17 protein-coding genes are annotated in these 20,782 nt (G+C 43.7%); 10 read left to right on the top strand and 7 right to left on the bottom strand.

All coding sequences use genetic code 11. The annotated features are described in order from the left end of the window. Positions 1-75: 75 nt before the first annotated feature. Positions 76-864 carry a M48 family metallopeptidase gene (locus ACED28_RS10715; protein ID WP_012600658.1) on the bottom strand — a complete coding sequence of 263 codons (789 nt, stop codon included), beginning with the start codon at positions 862-864 and terminating at the stop codon, positions 76-78. Between the two features lie 184 nt (positions 865-1,048). Here ACED28_RS10715 and ACED28_RS10710 point away from each other — a divergent pair, with 184 nt between their 5' ends. The 5 genes from ACED28_RS10710 to ACED28_RS10690 all read left to right on the top strand — a co-directional run bounded on the left by ACED28_RS10710 (position 1,049) and on the right by ACED28_RS10690 (position 4,839). Further along, a complete protein-coding gene (locus ACED28_RS10710; RefSeq protein WP_017097935.1) occupies positions 1,049-1,474 on the top strand; it encodes a hotdog fold thioesterase in 426 nt (141 codons plus the stop codon). A 73-nt stretch (positions 1,475-1,547) separates the two neighbouring features. Then, positions 1,548-1,781, top strand: coding sequence for a DUF3389 domain-containing protein (locus ACED28_RS10705; protein WP_371709824.1), 234 nt, complete (start codon positions 1,548-1,550; stop codon positions 1,779-1,781). Between the two features lie 154 nt (positions 1,782-1,935). Then, a complete protein-coding gene (locus ACED28_RS10700; RefSeq protein ID WP_012600656.1) occupies positions 1,936-3,627 on the top strand; it encodes an SgrR family transcriptional regulator in 1,692 nt (563 codons plus the stop codon). Between the two features lie 30 nt (positions 3,628-3,657). Beyond that, complete coding sequence (locus ACED28_RS10695; RefSeq protein WP_017100541.1) at positions 3,658-4,566, top strand: DMT family transporter; 909 nt, start codon at positions 3,658-3,660, stop codon at positions 4,564-4,566. 21 nt (positions 4,567-4,587) lie between these two features. Further along, positions 4,588-4,839 (top strand): hypothetical protein, encoded by a 252-nt coding sequence (locus tag ACED28_RS10690; protein WP_009845325.1) that lies wholly within the window; start codon positions 4,588-4,590, stop codon positions 4,837-4,839. Between the two features lie 78 nt (positions 4,840-4,917). On the opposite strand, the gene ACED28_RS10685 is transcribed toward ACED28_RS10690, so the two are convergent. Further along, positions 4,918-5,526, bottom strand: a complete 609-nt coding sequence (locus ACED28_RS10685; RefSeq protein WP_371709843.1) for a DUF2238 domain-containing protein — start codon at positions 5,524-5,526, stop codon at positions 4,918-4,920. A gap of 200 nt (positions 5,527-5,726) precedes the next feature. On the opposite strand from ACED28_RS10685, the gene ACED28_RS10680 reads away from it, so the two are divergent. Next, positions 5,727-6,566 (top strand): isopenicillin N synthase family oxygenase, encoded by an 840-nt coding sequence (locus ACED28_RS10680; RefSeq protein WP_009845327.1) that lies wholly within the window; start codon positions 5,727-5,729, stop codon positions 6,564-6,566. Between the two features lie 297 nt (positions 6,567-6,863). Beyond that, positions 6,864-7,484 carry a DNA-J related domain-containing protein gene (locus ACED28_RS10675; protein WP_017102142.1) on the top strand — a complete coding sequence of 207 codons (621 nt, stop codon included), beginning with the start codon at positions 6,864-6,866 and terminating at the stop codon, positions 7,482-7,484. Between the two features lie 201 nt (positions 7,485-7,685). On the opposite strand, the gene mrdA is transcribed toward ACED28_RS10675, so the two are convergent. From mrdA to ACED28_RS10650, 5 genes are all read right to left on the bottom strand, one after another. After that, positions 7,686-9,584, bottom strand: a complete 1,899-nt coding sequence (mrdA, locus tag ACED28_RS10670; RefSeq protein WP_371701810.1) for a penicillin-binding protein 2 — start codon at positions 9,582-9,584, stop codon at positions 7,686-7,688. A 243-nt stretch (positions 9,585-9,827) separates the two neighbouring features. Then, positions 9,828-11,501: a P-loop domain-containing protein gene (locus ACED28_RS10665; protein WP_371709823.1), complete on the bottom strand. Its 1,674-nt coding sequence runs from the start codon at positions 11,499-11,501 to the stop codon at positions 9,828-9,830. Positions 11,502-11,619: 118 nt separating this feature from the next. Beyond that, positions 11,620-13,527, bottom strand: a complete 1,908-nt coding sequence (locus tag ACED28_RS10660; RefSeq protein ID WP_371709822.1) for an EAL domain-containing protein — start codon at positions 13,525-13,527, stop codon at positions 11,620-11,622. Between the two features lie 178 nt (positions 13,528-13,705). Beyond that, complete coding sequence (fabV, locus tag ACED28_RS10655) at positions 13,706-14,905, bottom strand: enoyl-ACP reductase FabV (RefSeq protein ID WP_017097928.1); 1,200 nt, start codon at positions 14,903-14,905, stop codon at positions 13,706-13,708. Between the two features lie 81 nt (positions 14,906-14,986). Further along, a complete protein-coding gene (locus tag ACED28_RS10650) occupies positions 14,987-15,604 on the bottom strand; it encodes an arylesterase (RefSeq protein WP_012600647.1) in 618 nt (205 codons plus the stop codon). On the opposite strand from ACED28_RS10650, the gene ACED28_RS10645 reads away from it, so the two are divergent. From ACED28_RS10645 to ACED28_RS10635, 3 genes are all read left to right on the top strand, one after another. Further along, the gene (locus ACED28_RS10645; RefSeq protein WP_135381406.1) at positions 15,603-16,277 is read left to right on the top strand and encodes an ABC transporter ATP-binding protein; all 675 of its coding nucleotides are present in this window, start codon (positions 15,603-15,605) and stop codon (positions 16,275-16,277) included. The two genes, ACED28_RS10650 and ACED28_RS10645, sit on opposite strands and share 2 nt — an antisense overlap. Position 16,278: 1 nt before the next feature. Beyond that, positions 16,279-18,717 carry an ABC transporter permease gene (locus tag ACED28_RS10640; protein ID WP_371709821.1) on the top strand — a complete coding sequence of 813 codons (2,439 nt, stop codon included), beginning with the start codon at positions 16,279-16,281 and terminating at the stop codon, positions 18,715-18,717. Positions 18,718-19,248: 531 nt separating this feature from the next. Beyond that, positions 19,249-20,703: an FAD-dependent oxidoreductase gene (locus tag ACED28_RS10635; protein WP_371709820.1), complete on the top strand. Its 1,455-nt coding sequence runs from the start codon at positions 19,249-19,251 to the stop codon at positions 20,701-20,703. The last annotated feature ends 79 nt before the right edge of the window (positions 20,704-20,782 follow it).

Raw genomic sequence — 20,782 nt, 5'->3', positions numbered from 1 at the left:
AAAACAAAAAATGCCCTAGCCAATATGGATAGGGCATTTTTGTATTCGAAGTTTAGCGTCTAGACAAATGTAAAATTACGCTTTGCAATTTGGTCTTGGAGAACCCGATTGGGGAAGCGTTTTGATCGTCGCTTGCAGATCTTTGATACGCGTACTGTGCGAAGGGTGTGTAGAAAGCAGTTCTGGGGGCTGATTACCACCCGATGCCTTCGCCATGTTTTGCCATAGGTCGACACTTTGGTTAGGATCGAATCCAGCTCTAGCCATATACTCTAGGCCAACAACATCGGCTTCAGACTCTTGAGTTCGCCCATACGGTAGAATAACGCCGTACTGAACGCCTAAACCTAAAGCAGCCATCGTCATACCTTGATATTGGCTGTATTCTGATGCGCCTAATGCGATGCTAGTAACCGATAAACCAGTGTTAGCGATTTGAGACTGAGATAGGCGTTCGTTACTGTGGTCAGCTAAAACGTGCGCCACTTCGTGTCCGATAACTGTTGCGAGTTGGTCTTGATTAACCGCTACCTTAAGCAACCCGGTATATACGCCAATTTTTCCGCCTGGTAGGGCGAATGCGTTTACTTGGTCACTGTCGAAGACAACAACTTCCCATTCACTAAAACCTTGTTTAGGAATGTATTGCGTGATGCTGTTTGCAACGCACTGTACATAAGCGTTCGTTTTTGCATCTTTGCTGATGGGTTGTTCTTTCTTCATTTGTTCAAAAGACTGTGCTCCAAGCTGAGACATATCTTTATCTGAAAAAAGCAGTAATTGGTTTCTGCCTGTTGGGGAAGCGCTGCATGCACTTAGCCCAGCGAGTGTAAGAAGCGAGGCAAACTTCATCCATGACGTCATACAATATCCTCTGTGTATTCGGTTTTTATGCATGTTAACATCAACTTGTGTAATAGCTAGTAGCAGTAAGATAACTATTTCGGTAATAATCCCAGCAGTAATGCTAACGTTATTGGTTTTATCAACCTATTAGCGATAATAAAACTGCACACGCGATAACAAAGCCAATAATTAAGGAACCTACATGAGTATTTGGAAAAAGCCCGTTGACCTAGAGATCTTCAACGCGACCTCAAAAAATACCTTAATTGAACACCTCAATATTGTATACACCGAGGTGAACGACAACTCTTTGGTGGCAACCATGCCGGTTTGTCATTTTACCCACCAACCTTTAGGTATGCTCCATGGCGGCGCATCGGTTGTGTTAGCAGAAACGCTTGGCTCATTGGCTGCTAATTTTTGCGTTCCAGAAGGCTACTATTGCGTTGGGCTAGATATCAACGCAAACCACGTTAGATCAATGCGCGAAGGCCATGTTGTCGGTACTGCTGAGCCTATACACTTGGGTGTGTCTACCCAAGTATGGCAGATAAACATCACTGATGAGCGTCAACGCTTAGTCTGTACAAGTCGTTTAACTATTGCCGTGAAGAAACATAAGCGATAATAGGCTAAGCATTAGTTAGCTGTGTTTGTATTTATAAGAAGTAATCTGTATTTAAAAATAGTCCGAGAAATCTATGGTCATAACGTTTAAAAGTGGGAAAATCATCGCAACCGCACATGAGATTGTCGTTCGTTTGGATGGTGAGCACAGAGTAACGCTACAAGCTCAAGTTGATGCAATCCAACTGATAGGAAAAGGGGCAAATGTCATTTCAGCCAATGGTTCTGAATGCAAGTGGTCGATTAAATTAGACAACGAACAGCAGCTTCGAGATATTGCCAATGAAATCGGCTGCGATGTGATGTAATCGTATATTGCAAAAGTACTTAGACCTTCTATTTGAATCAAATCTTAGGACACCATACCTAATAAATCGCAAGAAAATCACATCAGTAAGATTGATTTTAAGTCTTAAAATAGGGAAACTGAATTCAATATCCTTTGAATAAGTTTTCCTCTTTATGAGCAGCCCAAGACTTCGCGTTCAATTTGAAACCCTGTTTGAATACTTCGATGGTAAAGATTCTGATGTTCAGCTCGACGACATCACGGATGTACTTTGTTGTACCCGTCGTAATGCCCGGATGGTACTCAATAAGCTTGAAGAAGAAGGATGGGTTGAGTGGTTACCTGCGGCTGGGCGAGGCAAGTTATCTCAACTTATTTTTAAGCAGAATCGTTGCGATGTCAGTGAAAACTTAGCAAGACGCTACTTACAAGAAGGTAAAATTGGACAAGCGCTGTCAGTGCTTGATCACAATGCAGCCAAGCTGACTCAAGTTATTCAAAATTACTTGGGTGTGCAATACCAGGAAGGTGAGCAGGTTATTCGTTTGCCTTATTACCGACCGCTTTCTATGCTTAACCCGACAAAGTCGATGCGACGATCTGAGCAGCATATTACCTGTCAGGTATTCAGTGGGTTAACACGTTTGGATGAGAACGATCAATTACAGCCCGATCTTGCTCATTCATGGCAAAAAATCAGCGATTATCAATGGCGATTCTTCTTGAGACCCGGAGTCCGTTTTCATAACGGAGAGCCTTTGTTAACTAATCATGTTGTGGATACGCTGCTAGCACTCGAACCTCTCAATATGTTCTCACATATAAAAGACGTCTCTTCTCCGGCAAACTGTGTGGTTGATGTCTTTTTAACGCGACCAGATAAACACTTCCCACTCGCTCTGACTGAATCTGTTGCCAAAGTCACCTTACCGATGATTTTACGTGGTGAAGACTACGATATTCGACCGATTGGTACTGGCCCTTATCGCATTGAAAAGAACGATGAGAAGCAACTCGTGCTAACGGCTTTTAACGGATATTTTGGTTTTAGGCCATTGATTGATCGTGTTGAGGTTTGGGTTGTTGATGAGGCTTACTCTTCAATGGTTTACCCAAGTCTTTCTAAGCCTGTAATGGCGGATCGCGGCGATAGCGACGAAGTCGAACTTGATCCCGGCTGTACCTATCTACTGTTGAATCGGAAAAAGGGCATCGCACAAGATCCTGCATGGGCGCAATTTTTATCTAATACTTTGAATGCGGCCGATCTGTTTGTACACATTCCGAAAGAAACTGTTATCGATTTGGGAGTGTTACACGCTTATGGGATAAAGCCCGGTTGGTATGACATCAAGTTGAACACGCCGGTTTGTCCACCAGCGAATGCGAAACCAACCATTAGATTGGCTTACCAATGCCAACACCCAATGTTTCCAACACTTGCGAAGGCTATTGTTACAGTGTTGAAGCAATATGACGTCGACGTTGAACTTTATGGTTACGAAACCGATCCTCCACACGCCGATAATGTCGATATTTGGATTAATCCAATGGGTATCGCTAACAATAGAGATGACGCGTTAGCGGGCTGGTTGATGGATTACAGCTTTCTCGATGAATCTAGCCCGGCAGAAGACTTCGATCAATGGTGTCACATGATCGATCGTTGGCGCTCGGGCGAATTCGAGCAATTCCCAGCAAGACAGTTAGGTAAACAATTGGTGCAAAGCAATCAATTGATTCCAATGTTCCACTGTTGGTTAGGCGTTAACAAAGATCAATGCGGTACGCTGCAGAACGCAAAGTGTAATGCACTCGGTTGGTTCGACTTTAGCCAAGTTTGGGTAAAACCGGACGTTGACTAAGACCAGAGATAACTTGATTAGGACAACACGATGCAAACGGTGATGATCACATTTATAACGCTGGTGGCGTTTGCTGCCAATTCAGTGTTGTGTCGTTGGGCTTTGATGGATCAAACCATTGATCCTTTGAGTTTCTCGATCGTTCGTATCATATCGGGTGCCCTTACACTTCTGATTTTATTAACTTTGTCTTCCCACTCTAAGTCTAGAGAGGAGTTAGTAAACAACGACAAGTCGGTAGAGACAAAGCTCAAATTACCGTTTCAATTCACATCAATATTGTCACTCCTCGTTTATATGTTTGGTTTCTCGTTTGCTTACTTAGAGCTTGGTGCAGGTCTCGGTGCTTTGGTTCTGTTTGTCGCGGTTCAATTTACGATGATTGCCGCACACCTGTTAGCTGGCAATAGAATGTCATTGTTAGAGTGGTGTGGTTGTTTGTTGTCAGTTTCTGGGCTCGTTTACTTACTCATGCCGACGGATTCGACAAGTTCGCCCGATATAACCTCCATCATATTGATGGCTCTGGCTGGAGTAGGTTGGGGAATTTATACACTTGCGGGTAAGAAATCCACGAACGCGTTGCAATCCACTACTTGCAACTTTGCATTTAGCTCGTTAGTGATCCTTGTGTTAGTAAGCCTGTTACTTGTCATCCCTAATGTGGCATCGCAAATATCCATCACAGAACAAGGCTTGATTTACGCAATATTGTCGGGCTCAGTGGCTTCTGGTGTGGGTTATAGTTTGTGGTATTACGTGGTGAAAAAACTGGATACAGTGGTCGCATCCATTGCACAGCTTTCTGTTCCCGTTATCGCGACACTTGGTGGCGTTTTGTTGTTATCTGAACCTGTTACTATGCAATTTATTATCTCATCGACTGTTATCTTACTTGGGATAAGCTTGGTTCTTGTCGCACCTAAACTTAAGAAATAAAGGGTTCAATCATTAACTTCTATGGCTAAACCAAACAAAAAACAACCGACTAAAACGGTTCAGATTTTCTGTGCGAAATGCAAAACGCAACTTTTTAAATATCGGAAAGGCGGCAAAGGGGCGCTCGTAAAGTGTTTTAAGGAACGTATAGTCGAAGATTTCACAAAAGACCCTTGTGTGTGCCCTGAATGCGGAATTGAATTTGCGCGAGATACCTTGGTTCGAGGTACGCCTGCCTACAAGTTTGTGGGGGGCAAGGTAACTATGAAGTAGTACAGAAAAAAAATGCCGCAACACATCATGCGTGTGGCATTTCACATTGTTTTTTATATTCAGAAGAAAGGTTAGCGCTTAATGAGCTCTAACTCGTCCTTGAAGTTGCAACAGTAATAGCGAGACAATGGCACCCGTTGTATCACACAGCATGTCTTTCTGTGCATCCCAAATATCACCTTGTGAGCCAAGGAACGCGATACCTTCATCACCACCTGCAATCTCTGCATACCACCACTCAATAATTTCATAACCTGCTGCAACACTCATGATCGCAAATAGGGCAAAGAAACAGGCTGGTATCGGCTGAGCCAATTTCTTACGAATCAAATACTCTGCGAGTGGATAGGCATAAAGACCAATAGAGAAATGGGCTACTCGGTCAAAGTTATTGCGCTCAGAGCCGATAAGGTTATTGAACCATTCAAATGGCACTTCTGCGAAGGTATATTTTGCGCCTATCGTGTGCAAAATAAGCCAGATAAACATCAGAGCATAAGCTGTCTTAGAAAAGGTGATCTTGGTGGATAGCCACCATATCCCGATAAGAATACCGAGAGCAGGGACGATCTCAGCGATCCAAACGGCTCTTGAAGATGGCGCAAAGGCTGAAAAGAGAAAGATAACAAGATAGACAGCAGTTAGTGAGAGTAGAGGTCTATTTTGAGCAAGTGGCGTAATTGTCATCATCAGATCCTTTATAAGTTTTTTGTATAGTTACACAATAATGAACGGTGTTCAATTGCGTTCTAATCACTAGATTTGTTGAAAAGTAGTGTTATCGCCCAGTATCTAGACAAACGGTTGGCGGAGTTTCACAAAAGTTTGATTTACAACAAAGCGATCCTTAAAATCATTGCATTACTACATAACAAGAAAGAAAAGTCATGAAACTGGAAACTGTCGATTACCTTGCTGACGACGCAGCAGAACAATTTGTTCGATCTCTACGTGAAACGGGTTTTGGTGTTCTTAAGAATCACCCCATCCCAAAAGAGCTTGTTGAGTCAATTTACGAGAACTGGTACCAATTCTTCATTTCTGAAGAGAAAGAGAACTTCCACTTCAATGTTGAAACACAAGATGGATATTTTCCACCTTCAGTTTCTGAAGTTGCTAAGGGCCACACTGTAAAAGACATCAAAGAATACTTTCACGTATACCCTTGGGGTCAGATTCCTGAACAGTTAAAAGAACAGATTCTAGATTACTACCAACGTGCTAATGCTTTTGCTCAAGAACTATTAGGTTGGGTTGAAGCACATGCGCCTCAAGAAGTACAAGAGAAGTTCTCAATCGCGCTTTCTGAAATGATTAATGGCAGCGAACAAACACTGCTTCGCGTTCTTCATTACCCACCAATGCAAGGCGATGAAGAGCCAGGTGCTATCCGCGCAGCCGCTCACGAAGACATCAACTTACTGACTGTTCTTCCTGCAGCAAATGAGCCGGGCCTTCAAGTTAAAGCTCAGAATGACGAGTGGTTAGATGTTCCATGTGACTTCGGTAATATGATCATTAATATTGGTGACATGCTTCAAGAAGCATCAGGTGGTTACTTCCCATCGACAACTCACCGTGTAATTAACCCATCAGGTGAACGCCAAGAGAAATCTCGTATCTCTTTGCCACTATTCCTTCACCCAAAACCGGAAGTTGTACTGTCTGAGAAGTACACCGCAAATGAATACCTAATGGAACGTCTAAGAGAGCTTGGTGTTATCTAATTAACTAGTTCCTTGTGCTAAAATTGGTATAGATATCAGAGGTCAGCAAAATTGCTGGCCTTTTTTTGTTTTTCCAAAGAGCTAAACCAATCATAGCCAATTACTGGTCACCTTAGCTGCGTAATTTTGATGGATAACGGGCTCTTGAGCCAAGCAATTGAATGTGGTGTTCCATTAAGCTCGACAAATCGTAGAAAATCGCTTTCAATTAAGAGAAGTCAGCCCACTGACCTAGGGCAATTCATCATGCCTAACAAGCTAACAAGCTAACAACTTAATAACCCAAATGAGCCAACTATGTCGAATAATCAAGGTGTGAGAGCGAGCTTTCATAGCCATATGGAGAACCCTTTGCTCTGGCCCATTATGGAAGTGCTTAAGCGAAAACCAAGTGGATGGAAAGTACACACACTGGCGGCTCATCTAAACGACCTTGGGTTTATGCCTGTATTAGATGCAGCAGCCGAGAAGGAGTTATTTAAAAAGAACTTTCTCATCATGAATGCGCTGTATCAGCTTCAAGAAACGTTGCACCCTGATGGTTGGCTTCAAGTTCAAGCAATGGATATTGAATTGATGAATGGAAGCTATCATGGAAATAGCCACAGCATTGATCACCAAGAGCCACTTCGAGACTACTACACTAATTGGACTAACTATGAAGCGGATGAAGGTGAAGTCAAAAGGCTGCTGAACGAGTTTTGGACTCGGTACAGAAAGTTTGTTGGCGTTGATACGCTCAATTTAGATAAAAACCGTGCATTGAAGTTATTTGATCTCCCTGTAGACGCAACGCATAAGGAAATAAGAAAGCGTTGGCGACAGCTGGCGTTGCGGTGGCATCCCGATAGAGACGAGGGCAATACGGCAAAATTCCAGACGCTTTGTGAAGCGTGGCATGTATTACGAAGTTCATGATCGACGTAACTCTTACTGCGCTGTTTATTGACTCTTTAGAGTGAAATTTAAGCCCTATATATAAAATTGAAAAGCACCATGTTGTGAGTGACACAAGTGGGGCTTTGTCGTCATTACGCTTGTATTGTAACTAGGCTATGTGTTGTAACTAGGTTATGTATTGTTACTAGGTTAAGCGTCGTTACAACTTCATTTATTATGCTATGAGTGATCTTTACTTTCGCCACTCTTATGTTCGAATGCATAGTCGAGTACTTTACGGATATAAGGAGCACCGACCTTGGAACCACCATTACCGTGCTCGATGACCACAGTCGCGACATATTCAGGGTGTTCGTAAGGTGCGAAGGCCGTGTAAAGCGCATGGTCTAGTAAATGCCGAGCCAGTTTCTTGGAGTTATAGACCTGATCTTTTGCAAGATCAAATACTTGGGCTGTTCCCGATTTACCGCCACTAGTGTAGTCAGTTCCTTTAAATGCACGTCTGCCGCTACCTCGACTGCCGTGGTTTACGAGTCGCATCGCATTAATAGGTACATCCCATATCTCGTCTGGTACTTCAGTGATCGACAGCATCGGCTCAGGTTCAACAAGTTTTTGCGTATCAAAATCTTCACCGTGATCTAAGGTAGCTCTCAAGATATGAGGTGACATTACCTTCCCATGGTTAACCAGTACCGAGGTTGCTTTGGCAAGTTGCATTGGCGTGGATGTCCAATACCCTTGGCCAATACCAATAGGGACGGTGTCACCTTGATACCAAGGTGTACGATAACGCATCATCTTCCATTCTCGAGTTGGCATGTTGGCGGTGCTTTCTTCATAGATATCGATGCCCGTAGGTTCACCAAAACCAAAGCGATTCATCCAACTTGAGATGCGGTCAATACCTAAATCAAAGGCGGTTTGATAGAAGAATGAATCCACCGACTCTTCAATCGCTTGAGTTACGTCAACAGGACCGTGACCCCAGCGTTTCCAGTCTCGCCATGATTTAGAGTTGCGTTTGGAACCGGGAATTTGCCATGAACCGTGATCATCACGAATGGTGTTTTCTGATATAACATGCTCTTGTAATCCAGCAACGGCCATAAATGGTTTTATGGTGGATGCTGGAGGGTAAACGCCCAGTGTGGTGCGATTCACCAACGGGTGAGCAGGGTCATTCAATAGACGTTGGTAGTTCTTACTCGAAATGCCGTCGACAAATAGATTAGGGTCATAACTTGGGCTAGATGCCATCGCCAGTACACTGTTGTCTTTTGGATCGAGGATAACCGCACTTCCGGTTCGGTGATCAAGTTGCTCAAATACATATTTTTGCAGTTCAAGGTCAATATTTAATACTATGTCTTTGCCTGCAACTGGCGGCACGTACTCAATAGTCCGAACAACACGGCCACGGCTGTTTACTTCAACTTCTTGATAGCCTTTGGTTCCGTGTAGGATATCTTCGTAATAGCGTTCGACACCGAGCTTACCAATAATAGTAGTCGCTTGATAATTCGCTTCGATGCCTTTTTCTTCTAGCTTCTTTAGGTCACTATCATTGATGTGTGCTACATACCCTAATACATGCGTCAGCACCTCTCCATTTGGGTAAAAGCGCTTTAAGTTCGTATCAATCGATAAGCCGGGAAATTGGTACTGGTGCACCGAGAACTTAGCAATCTCTTCTTCACTTAGGTTCTCTAATATAGTGACAGATTTGAAACGGCGCGTGTTGTGATAACGTTTTTTGAATCGAGCGATCTGCTCAACATCACGCGGGATGTATTTGTCGAGCTTGGCGAGCATGGTATCGACATCATCTGTTTGCTCGGGAATCATCGTTAGATTAAACACAAGCTTGTTCTCGGCAAGCAACACACCATTACGATCGTAAATTAGCCCGCGAGTAGGCGCGATAGGCAATACTTTGATTCTGTTGCCATCCGCACGAGTTTGATAGCTTTCAAAATTGTCGACTTGAAGTCGGTACAGGTTGGCGACTAAGACGAGAGTGAGCAGTAAGATCCCACAAAACGCCACGATTACACGGTTTTTGAATAGGTTTACTTCGATTTTATGGTCACGCATCTTAACGCGTTTATGATTCATTGAAGCCTCAAGAGTCTGTTACATTTAGTTACACCTATCGAGTCGGAACTTTATCTGAATATCGCCATAGTTTTGTCAAAGCTGTGTCATGATTTTTGGGATTTCTATGATTAAAGCGCTGACCAACAATGTAGTCACGTAAAGAGTGGCCGAATCAGATAGAAATATAGGAATTGAACGCAAAAAAACGGCTCTCATAAATGAGAGCCGTAATACGAGATAAGGTTAACTTAACGCGACATATTAGTTCGAGTTGGAGTTCGAGTTCGAAGGTTTGAACTGAGATTTACGCATACGGTTTAGTGCGGCCATTACATCCAATACTCTTGGTTTCGCTAAGTCACCGTAGTTTGGCATGTTCACGTGCCACTCATCGCTTAAGATAGCGCTAAACTCTTTAGCAGGGTTGTTTGACCAACCTGGAGTTTGTGCAAACTGGAACCATGCCCAACCAATCGCGTTCACTTCTGACGTTGATTCTAACTGCTCTAATGCAGAAAGGTCCGCGAATTCCTTGCCAAAACGCAGTGACTCTTTGCCTTTCGCGTTAACTCGGAATTTGCCGTCAGTAAGAATATTCATCAATGCTGCACGGTTTAACGAACGAGGAACAAACGTTTCTAATGCGGTCTCACATTCGTTAGTTCTCTGAGTAGGGTGTTGAGCGATGACTTCTTGTGCTTTATCAGTTACGTCTACTGCTTGGTAGTCGTGCATTTGAATCACAGTGTCAGCCACGTCTAGGTAATCGCCAGAACCACCCATTACAACAATGGTAGAGATATCCATCTCTTCACGTAGTTGGCCAATACGGTCAACAAGTGGAGTGATTGGCTCAGCACCTTTTGATACTAGCGCTTGCATACGTTCGTCACGAATCATGAAGTTAGTCGCTGACGTATCTTCATCAATAAGTAGCGTTTGAACGCCTGCTTCAATTGATTCTTGTAACCAAGCCGCTTGCGATGTAGAGCCAGACGCATCTTGTGTACTGAAATCAGATGTGTCTTTTTGCATCGGCAAATGGTTGATGTAATTTGATAGGTTCAAGTTGTGAACACAGCGGCCATCTTCAGCGCGGATCTTCATCGTATCAGTCGCCGTCACGATACCTTCACGACCATCACCAGGAATATGGTTGTAGATAGAACGTTCAACGGCGTTCAATAGTGTAGATTTACCATGGAAACCACCACCAACGATCAGCGTGATGCCTTTAGGAATACCTAGGCCAGTCACATCACCTTGGTTTGGCGCGTTTAGCGTCACACTTAAAGACTCTGGTGCTAGGAAAGGAACCGCGCCTTTCATTGGCAGGTCGCAGTTACCTGCAATACGAGGTAATACGCTGCCATTTGCTACGAATGCCGCTAGGTTGTTTTCTTCCAATTGAGCACGCAATGCGTCTTGGTCTTCAACAGCTTCACAATGCTTAATCATCGCTTCGATGTTGAGTTCGCGTTCAAGCGTTGCGCGACGAATAAACTTAGGCAAATAGAATGTAATGATGTTGATTGCTTTCTTTGCAAGAATACTACGACCATCAGCGGGTAGGTTGATACGAAAACGAATTTCGATACCGTGCTCGGTGAAAACCACAGATGTGTTATCCAAAACAGTTTGGCCGGTTAGTGCGATAGACACGGTCGCTTCTTGCTTAGCAAATTCAGAGAAGCTACGTGCAATAAAATCACGCGCTGCTACTTGGTATTCGTAAGACTTTTCTTTCAGCCAACCTAACCCTGTTAACGACCAAGCGCGTGTTGCGCGAAAACGCGAAGAAGATGCGTACGGATCACCTTGAACGTGGTCGATGTGTAATTCGAAATCAGCAAAGTCGTATTGACCTTTAATTTGTTGATATGCGCGGAAGTTTTGTTTTTCGAGCTTTTTAAGCTTTGCAGTCAACTGATCCATAACGAGGAATGCCTATATAAAGGGAAGATAAAACAGAAAGGCGGCGATTATAAAAATCACCACCTATAGAGTAAAGAGAAAGTAGGCCTAAATCCAAAACAAAGTGCTCTTTTTCGCGTTAAGCGTAACGAGTTGTCCCCAAATAGTTTTGATTGATTAAGCTGTGTTCGAATTCTTGGCTCGGCATTGGCTTGCCATAAAGGTAACCTTGTCCCACATCACAGCCTTCATTGATGATAAATTGCTCCTGAACCTCCGATTCAATGCCTTCAATCGTGACTTTTAAGTCGAGCTTTTTCGCGATTTGGACTATGGACCGAACGATCTCTGAGTCTTCCTGTGAGTTGAGCATTTGGTCGATGAAGCTCTTATCAATTTTAATCGTATCGAATGGGAATTTCTTAAGGTAACTAAATGAGGCATAGCCCGTCCCAAAGTCGTCCAGTGACAATGTAACGCCAATGTTGTGTAACGATTCCAATGTATTTTTCGCGACGACTTCATCTGCAATGAGGCAACTTTCCGTGACTTCAAGTTCTAAGAAATGAGGTTCTAGGTGATAGGTTTCCAACAGGTGAATAATTTGGTCTGCGAAATCAACATTCTTTAATTGAATAGCAGATACGTTTACGGCTATTTTGAAATCTTCAACGTATTCGGACCACTCTTTCGCTTGCTCAATCGCGTTGCGCAGAGCAAAATTTCCTACTTCGAAAATTAACCCGTTTTGCTCGGCCATGTGTATTAAGGTTTCGTTAGAGATATCTCCCAAAACGGGGTGTCGCCAACGCAGTAGAGCCTCTGCACCAACCCAGCGATGAGTCAACGGGCATACTTTAGGCTGAAAATAGAGCATAAGGTCATCATTGCGAACAGCTTGGAGTAAATAACCTTCAATCTTATTAATATGGCTTTGTTCTTCAGCATAAGACTGAGAATAGTAAGCGAACTTCTGTCCGGAATCTTTACATGCCAGCATCGCTTCTGAAGATTTTTGGATAATACTGTCAGCACCATCGTCGTGATCAGTAATCGCAATCCCTATAAAGGCATGCAGATGAACTTTGTCACTACCGATGTCAAATTCTGAATGACCCACTTTTACTAATGTCTGGCATAGTTCTTCGATACGCTGGTGCAAATCTTTAACGCTGAACGCCAACACAAGGTCAACTGAAGTAGGGCGCGCAGTTAGTACCTCGACATCAGAGATACTGTCGATGCGTTGCCGGTATTCAACCAGCACTTGGTCTAACGCGTTGTAGCCATATCGAGCTTGAATGCGCCTGCCATTAGTAAATCCAATATGGATTACCGCGAGTGAGCCACCTGTAAACCTTTGTTGTGACATCAATTTCTGATCCAAGCGCGACTCAAAAGCACTTCGGTTCAAAAAGCCCGTGCCGAGGTCGTGATTTTTTTGGAAATTGATCTCTTGTTCTGCCGCTCTGCGCTTATCAATCTCTTGGTTTAATGAATAATTAAGACTCGCGAGATCTTTTGTGCGAGTAGCAACACGGCTTTTTAAGTCTCGATTCATTTGAGTGAGTTTAGCGTGTTGAAACAAGGTTTTTAATTGAGATTCTATCGAGGTGCGAAAGCTTTCTAGTAGCTTAATATAGGTAGGCGTGTAGTGATTTTCTTTCGAGTCCAAGATACAAATGGTGCCGAACAATTCGCCGTTAGGCCAAAATAGCGGAATGCCACAATAAGAGATTAAGCCAAGCTTTGTGTCGGGGTTGTTTTTCCAATCAACATCGGCAAGCGCATTGGGTACTAAAAGCTGCTGCTGAGACTCCATCACTGTTTCGCAGTAAAGCCCATTTCCTAATGTTTCAGAATCGCCTTTGTTATAAGGGTTATCCTGACTGTGGCTGGTAGAGAAAACTTCAATGTAGTTGGTATGAACACGCATGATAAGTGCAGCAGGCACTTGAGTGATTTGAGCTAAGAGGTCGACAATATTCTGCCAGCTGGAGGCCATATCGTCAGGGATATCTAAGTCTATCGTTTTTATCTTCTTCATATGACTCCGAGTCAATTATGCTAAATGCATCAACACATCCTGTGTTAATTAAGATGAACCAAATAAACTGTGAATATTACATTAACTAAGTATAAGAAATGTTGCACAAAAAAACCTCCGCAATTTTGCGGAGGTTTTCAAATGTGAATCTGGGTCTCAGTAATGAGATAAGTTTCGATTAAGGCTTTAACTTTATAAAATCATCAGTGTTAAGTTTCTCTTTATAGTCTACCGATGGTTGAGCAAAACCGTTCAACTGTAAAAACTCTTCTTTAAAACCTTGATAGTCACCGATTGATTGGAAGTTGTTTTCATCCATAGCTTCAAGTAGTTCAGTCACATGAGCTTGGGTTTCTGGGTCGAGTTCCCATTCATCCATCCGAATTAGGCGCTCGCCATCAAGTGGTACTTTGGTTTGTCCATACAGCTTACTGCTGAATAAGCGTTGCATTTGTTGGATACAACCTTCGTGGGTCTCTTTTTCTTTCATCACTCTATATAAAGCGAGTAGGTAAGGGCTTAGCCCCGGAATGAATACGCTCGCCTTGGTGACTAATGCCTTACACACGGTCGCGTAAGCATTACCGCCAAAGTTAGCTAGTTCAAGGTTAAGTGCGTGACTTGTTTGATGAAGGTCTATTTTAGCGCGGCCCAAAGTACCGTCTAAGTAGATAGGGTGCGTGACTTCTGGACCAACGTAAGAAAAAGCAATGGTTTTGCAACCTGGGGCAATAGATTCAGCATTGATCAGCTCATCTATCCACTGTTCCCAATCTTCGCCGCCCATGACTTTGAGTGTGCTTTCGGCTTCTTCTTCCGTTGCAGCATCAAGTGTGTTGGTCACCCAGTTGTCGTGCTCTAGTGAGATAGTCGCACCAGTCACGCTTTCACCGATTGGCTTAATGGCAGAGCGCCAGAATTCTTCGGTATTTGGTTTGGGTCTTACGCCAGCGGCTAAGCTATAGATAATTAGATCCACTTCACCTTCGAAGTAGGTTTCAATGGCTTCGACAACTTGTGAACGTGTTTCTTGTGAAAATGCGTCGCCAACAATGTTGATAGCAGTGCGTTGCTCTCGTTCGGCTTCTTTCTTGAAATAAATGTTGTTGTACCAACCAGCGCTGCCTAGGGATTTTTCGTTAGGACCGCGCTCGAATGAGACGCCGATGGTGTCAGCTTTTGCACCGCCAAAGGTGAGGGCAATGCGAGCGGCAAGTCCAAAGCCAGAGGAAGCACCGATAATCAGTACTCGCTTAGGGCCATCTTTGATCTGCGGCGCACTCTTAACAAACTTGATTTGTTGCTTTACGGCTTCTTGACAGCCTAGAGGGTGAGCGCTTTTGGCTACCACACCCTTGATAATAGGTTCGATCAGCATAAATAACCTTACAGTTAACGGTGATATGCACTCAGGCTAACGTAAAGCTGTGTAAAATTTATTGAGCTAGACCATTAAAACCTAAAGATACTGATATAATTCTTTGGCGACAAATTCAGCAATCCAAGGCTGAGCTTCTGGTTTTGGATGCAGTCCATCGTTCATCATCCACTCCGGTTTGAGGATGATATGCTCTAGAAAAAACGGTAAAAGTGGCACGCTTTGTTGATCAGCAAGCGCTGCAAAGACGTATTCAAACTGCTGGTTGTAACGCTTACCGTAATTCGGTGGGATTTTAATCTTCATCATAATAGGCTTCGCGCCCGCAGCTTTTATCTGCTTAATGATTTGATCAAGATTCGCAGACATCAGCTTAGGTGGGAATCCACGAAGACCATCATTCGCACCGAGTTCGATAAGAACAGTGTCTGGGGCGTGTTCTTCAAGCAATTGTGGTAAACGAGCTAAGCCATTGCCAGTTGTGTCACCAGAAATACTTCCGTTGACCACGGTTACCGTTTTGTCATGCTTTGCTAACGCGTCTGGTAACAGGCTTGGCCAACTCTGTTTGATGTCCATGTTATAACCAGCACTCAGGCTATCACCAAGCACCAGTAACTTAGAATCTAACTCGGTATCTTGAGCCAAAGAAGCGGTTGAAAATATAATTAAGAATAAAAAGGAAATTAGTCGAGTCATGCATACATCCATCATAAAAGCAGAAGCTGTTTCCAAGACAGTGTCTACTAATCAAGAACATTTAACAATCTTAGAGCATGTTGATATCAATATTCGTGAGGGTGAAACGGTTGCGATCGTCGGTACTTCAGGTGCGGGTAAATCCACGTTAATGACACTGCTTGCAGGGCTCGATGTGCCAACTTCTGGCGAAATCAGTTTGTTAGGCCAACCTCTATCACAGCTTGATGACGAAGCGAGAGCCAAAATCCGCAGTGAATCCGTTGGGTTTGTTTTCCAAAGCTTCTTATTGATCCCAAGCCTTTCTGCCCTGCAAAACGTCACGCTTCCTTGTTTGTTGAAAGGTGAAGACGAAGACATCGAACGCGCGACGGCTTTGCTTGAATCAGTGGGCTTGAAAGACAGGCTTGATCACCTGCCATCTCAGCTATCAGGCGGTGAACAACAAAGAGTCGCTTTAGCTCGCGCGTTTATGATCAAGCCAAAAATCCTTTTTGCTGATGAACCTACAGGCAACTTAGATCAACAAACGGCAGCGAAAATCGTCGAGCTGTTGTTCGAACTTAATTCATCGCACGGTACAACGCTTGTTCTCGTCACGCATGACCCTAAGCTCGCACAGCGTTGCCAACGAACCTTGAAAATGCATGTCGGTCACATAGAGGAAGTGTAAATTGAATTCATCACACGGACTGAATAAACGACTGTTTTCATGGAGCATCGAAGAGATTCGACATGGTCAGCTATGGCCGGTATCCATCGCTCTAACGCTCATTATAGCTTGTGTGTTCGCGCTTTCAGCTTTAGCTGAGCGTATGGAACAAGTGATCGTAAAGCAGGGCAAAGATGCGTTAACCGCCGACAGTGTATTTGTATCGGCAAACCCAATCCCCCAACCTTTATTAGACCTGACTCAGGTTGAACAGTTAGAAAGCTCTCAGTTGACTCGCTTCTCAACCATGGCATTCAGTGATAACTCGATGCAGTTGGTTACTGTTAAAGCGGTAGAGAGCAATTACCCTTTACGCGGCGAAATGATACTGCAAGGAGCAGATAGCGCGGTAAGCAATCATGTTGAACCGGGGGAATTGTGGCTAGATGAGCGCATATTTGCTCAGCTAGAAGTTGAGATAGGTGACAATGTCACGATAGGCGATGCCGATTTAAGAATTACAGGGCGTATCGCTCAAGAACCGGGCCTGAGTTTTAACCCTTTCCAACAAATGCCCGCAGTGCTGATTCATACAAGTGACATCGATGCCACTGGCGCTATTCAACCTGGCAGCCGTGTTAGCTTTAGATTGTTTTTAAATGGTGATGAATCGAAACTCAAAGCAGCACAAGACAGTATCGAACTGACACCAAGTGATCGCTGGCGTACACAAGACTCAGCCAGTCGTACCAACGACATGTTCGAGAGCACAACTCAGTATCTTTCGCTAACCGTTGCTATCGTTGTGATCATGGCTGCGACCACTTTGGTACTCACTTGCCAACATTATGTTGCGAGTCGTCGTAAAACCATTGCGATGCTTAAGAGTTTAGGTGCGAGCAAGCAGTGGATCGTTAAATGGTTGTCCGTACAGGTGTCTCTGTTGGTGGTTATTGGTGCAGTACTGGGAATTACCATCGGTATCGGCTTAGAATTTTTGCTTCGTATACCTCTGGGCGACTTATTACCAACACCACTTCCTAGCTATGGTATTGAACCTGTCATTTTGGCGATTTTATCAAGCATTCTCATTGGTGTGCCTGCTCTTGGTATTCCGTTAATTGGCTTGGTAAGCACTTCGGCAATCAGCGTGATTCAATCAAGTCACCAGTCTAATGAAAGCTACAAGAAATACCTGTTGTTGCTAGTACCTATTATTCCAATGATGCTGATGTACGGTGACAATCTGTTGGTATGGATAGTTCTAGCGGGTATCGCTTGCCTGTTCTTAGTACTCGCGATTGTCAGTACGTTTGTTCTGCGTTTGGTGGGTCAACTGCCGACGTCGACATCTATGCGCTTGGCATTGAGCCGAATTAATCGCACACCATTAGCAACAGGGATTCAATTTGGTTCTTTAGCGCTGTCTTTGATGCTGTTATCGATCATATGGCTAGTGAGAAGTGACTTGTTGTCAGATTGGCAGCAAACTTTGCCCGAGAACGCACCTAATGCGTTTGCGCTGAATATTGCGAGCTATGAGAAAGACAGTTATCTCGAGACGATTGATGCAAACGAAGTAGAGCGTACTCAAGCGTTTCCAATTATACGAGGAAGGCTCACAACCATTAACGGCGTTGAGGCGGCGAAATACAGCGAGACCTCAGAAGAAACAGATGCACTAAGTCGCGAGATCAACTTCACTTGGGGAGATAGCCTGCCTGAGTACAATGAAGTATTAGAAGGCAGCTGGACACAAGAGCAGGGCGTATCTGTGGAATCCGATGTCGCAGAGCAACTTGGTTTGAAAATTGGCGATGATCTTTCATTCACAATCAACAGCCAGAACGTCTCTGCCAAGGTGAACAGCATCCGAAAAGTAGAATGGCGTGAAATGAAGCCAAACTTCTATTTCATTTTTACTCCCGATGTTTTGAGCGCTATTCCTTCTACTTGGTTGGTGAGCTTCAGATTAGAAGAGCAACACAACCAAATGCTCAACGAATTATCTCGAAATCACCCGACCGTGAGTTTGATGGACATTCGTAAAATGGGTAGCAAGATCCAAGAGTTGCTCAAACAGATTGTTTGGTCGATAACCGTACTTGCCGCGTTAGGTGTAGTGGCGGGGCTATTGCTTATCTTCACTCTGTTGCGACTGAGCTTATCTCAAAGACAACAAGAGATACGCTTGTACCGAACCTTAGGCGCGAGTAAGAAGCGTATTCTCAACACTATTTGGTGTGAATACGGGGTGATGGCGTTAGTAGCTGGCTCAATTGCTGCGCTAGGTTCTGAACTCAGTGTTGCAGGGGTAATGAACTTTGGCTTTGAGTTAGAACCTTCACTCCACCCAATACTGTGGATAGCGCTACCCGTGCTGACGTTTATCACATTGGCCGCGGTAGTGAATAGCTTAATCAAACGTTTGTTGGCACCAGTAAACAAGGATTTTGGCTAGTCGCTAGCGAGATCTCACAAATGCTTAAAACGGTCTAAAAGTGACATTACTTATACTTAGTCGTTCACTATTTATAAGACGTCTCTTTAGACCGCTTTTTATTTGACCAATGCGTAGCACAAGTTACGAACATCGCACCTTAATTTCCCGTTTTTTTAGTATTTTTTAAAACTAATTGCGCAATAATGCCGATTTAATGAACAGCGGTTAGTCCCTGTAAATAAAGGGTTTGCGCAACTTAGCAAGAACGTTATCAACAGTTATCCACAAAAACGGTGGATAACTTTAGGGATAAGTTAACATCTATGTTTTAAGAGTACTGAGGCAGCCTTTATGTGGCGTCACTTAGGACAAATGTGACGGTTATAATAACCTTTAAAACTCAATCTGGAGTTATTGAGTCAAGAGATTATTTAGGTTTTTTACATAGATATTAAATACTGCCTATCTAAGACCTTGATAAAAATGTGTTTTAATTCGTAGCAGAACAAAAGTAGAATAGCGGCAGTTAATCATATTCTACAGAACACGATGAACCACAACAAAACGGATACAAATCAGCCTTCTATTGCCATTGTTGGTGGTGGTATTGCCGGAACGACGAGCGCAATTCATTTTAGTGAGTTGGGTTATAAGGTCACTATTTTGGAAAAAGGACCGAGTTTGGTTAATGGTCCACCAATTTGCCATCTGCATGCTGGTGGCAATTTGTATCGAGATATTTCTGTAGAGCAGTGTCTTCAGTTGCTCACTCAGTCAATTGATACCGTCCGCTTGTTTCCCCATACGATCAATATTCGTCCGACAATTATCGCTGTTCCACACAGTGATGGTGGAGAGCCGTTGGATCTTCTTCCGCGCCTAAAGATAATCAAGAACGCTTATGCTGATCTTGTTAGTCAAGATAAAAGCAACCAAGTGCTTGGTAATCCGGAAGAGTATTACAAGCTGTATAGTAAAGAAGAGTTACTAGCACTTGCTGCTCAAACTCAGCCTCTGAAACCAACATCGCTTGATGAATGGTGTATTCCTTTCGCTAAACATACGGATCTAGAAACCCTTAAGTATCCTGTTGCTATGGTTCAAGAGTATGGTTGGAGTGTATTCCGACTTTCTGCAACCGCTCAACTCTCTTTGGGGCAACAATCTAATTGTACCGTGTTAACCAACAGCCGATTACAATCTGTTGAATCGTTAGAGCAAGGTTGGTCTTTGACTTATACAGACGCTGAGAACCAAAGCTGTCACCTAACGACCGACTACTTGATTAATGCAAGTGGCTTTGAAACGGGCATCGTGGATGACTTTGTCGGTTCTAAGCAACAAAGGCTTGTTGAGTTCAAAGCCGCATACGTTACGCAGTGGCCGTATTCGCAAGAATGTAAGGAAGAGTGGCCAGAGGTTATCTTCCATGGCCCGAGAGGCACACCGCAAGGCATGGCTCAGTTAACACCGTACGCTGATGGTGTATTCCAACTTCACGGTATGACAGAAGGGATTACTCTGTTTGAGGGTGGGCTTGTTTCATCATCAACAGATTCATCACAGCCTCAGTTGCCTTCTAAGCTTCTTAAGAAAATCGTATCAGGTTGGAGTGAAGAGCAGCTCGAATTAAGAACTCGCGCTGCGATAACGCATATGTCTCGGTTCATCCCAAGTTTTAGCTCTGCACTGGTAGGTGGTAAGCCTTTGTTCGGTGCACAGCAGATTCCGGGAACCGATCCGAGCTTAAGAGCTTCAGACGTGTCATTCTGTGGTGATCGCTATGCTCGACTTGAAGTAGTCAAAGCATCTTCAACCTTAGAGGCAGCGCAAAAGGTCGCTGAGCATTGGTTTGATGTCGCAGAGTCAGTATCGATTGAAAATACACACTCAGTGACAATGTCACTTAATCTAAAGAATATTGAGAATAAAGCGATAGATTTGACACAAGAACGCGGATACCCAGAAGCCCTTGCAAAGGTATCAGGCCAAGATCACGCTTAATACTCAGTCATAATCTACTACGCTAAACATCTTCAATTCGGCTTACTTTGACAGGTAAGCCTAACCTTTAACTGAAACG

Source organism: Vibrio sp. 1F253 (assembly GCF_041439295.1).
Taxonomy (GTDB): domain Bacteria; phylum Pseudomonadota; class Gammaproteobacteria; order Enterobacterales; family Vibrionaceae; genus Vibrio; species Vibrio tasmaniensis_A.
The sequence above is the reverse complement of the archived record's forward strand: the minus strand, read 5'-3'. Positions and strand labels throughout refer to the sequence as shown.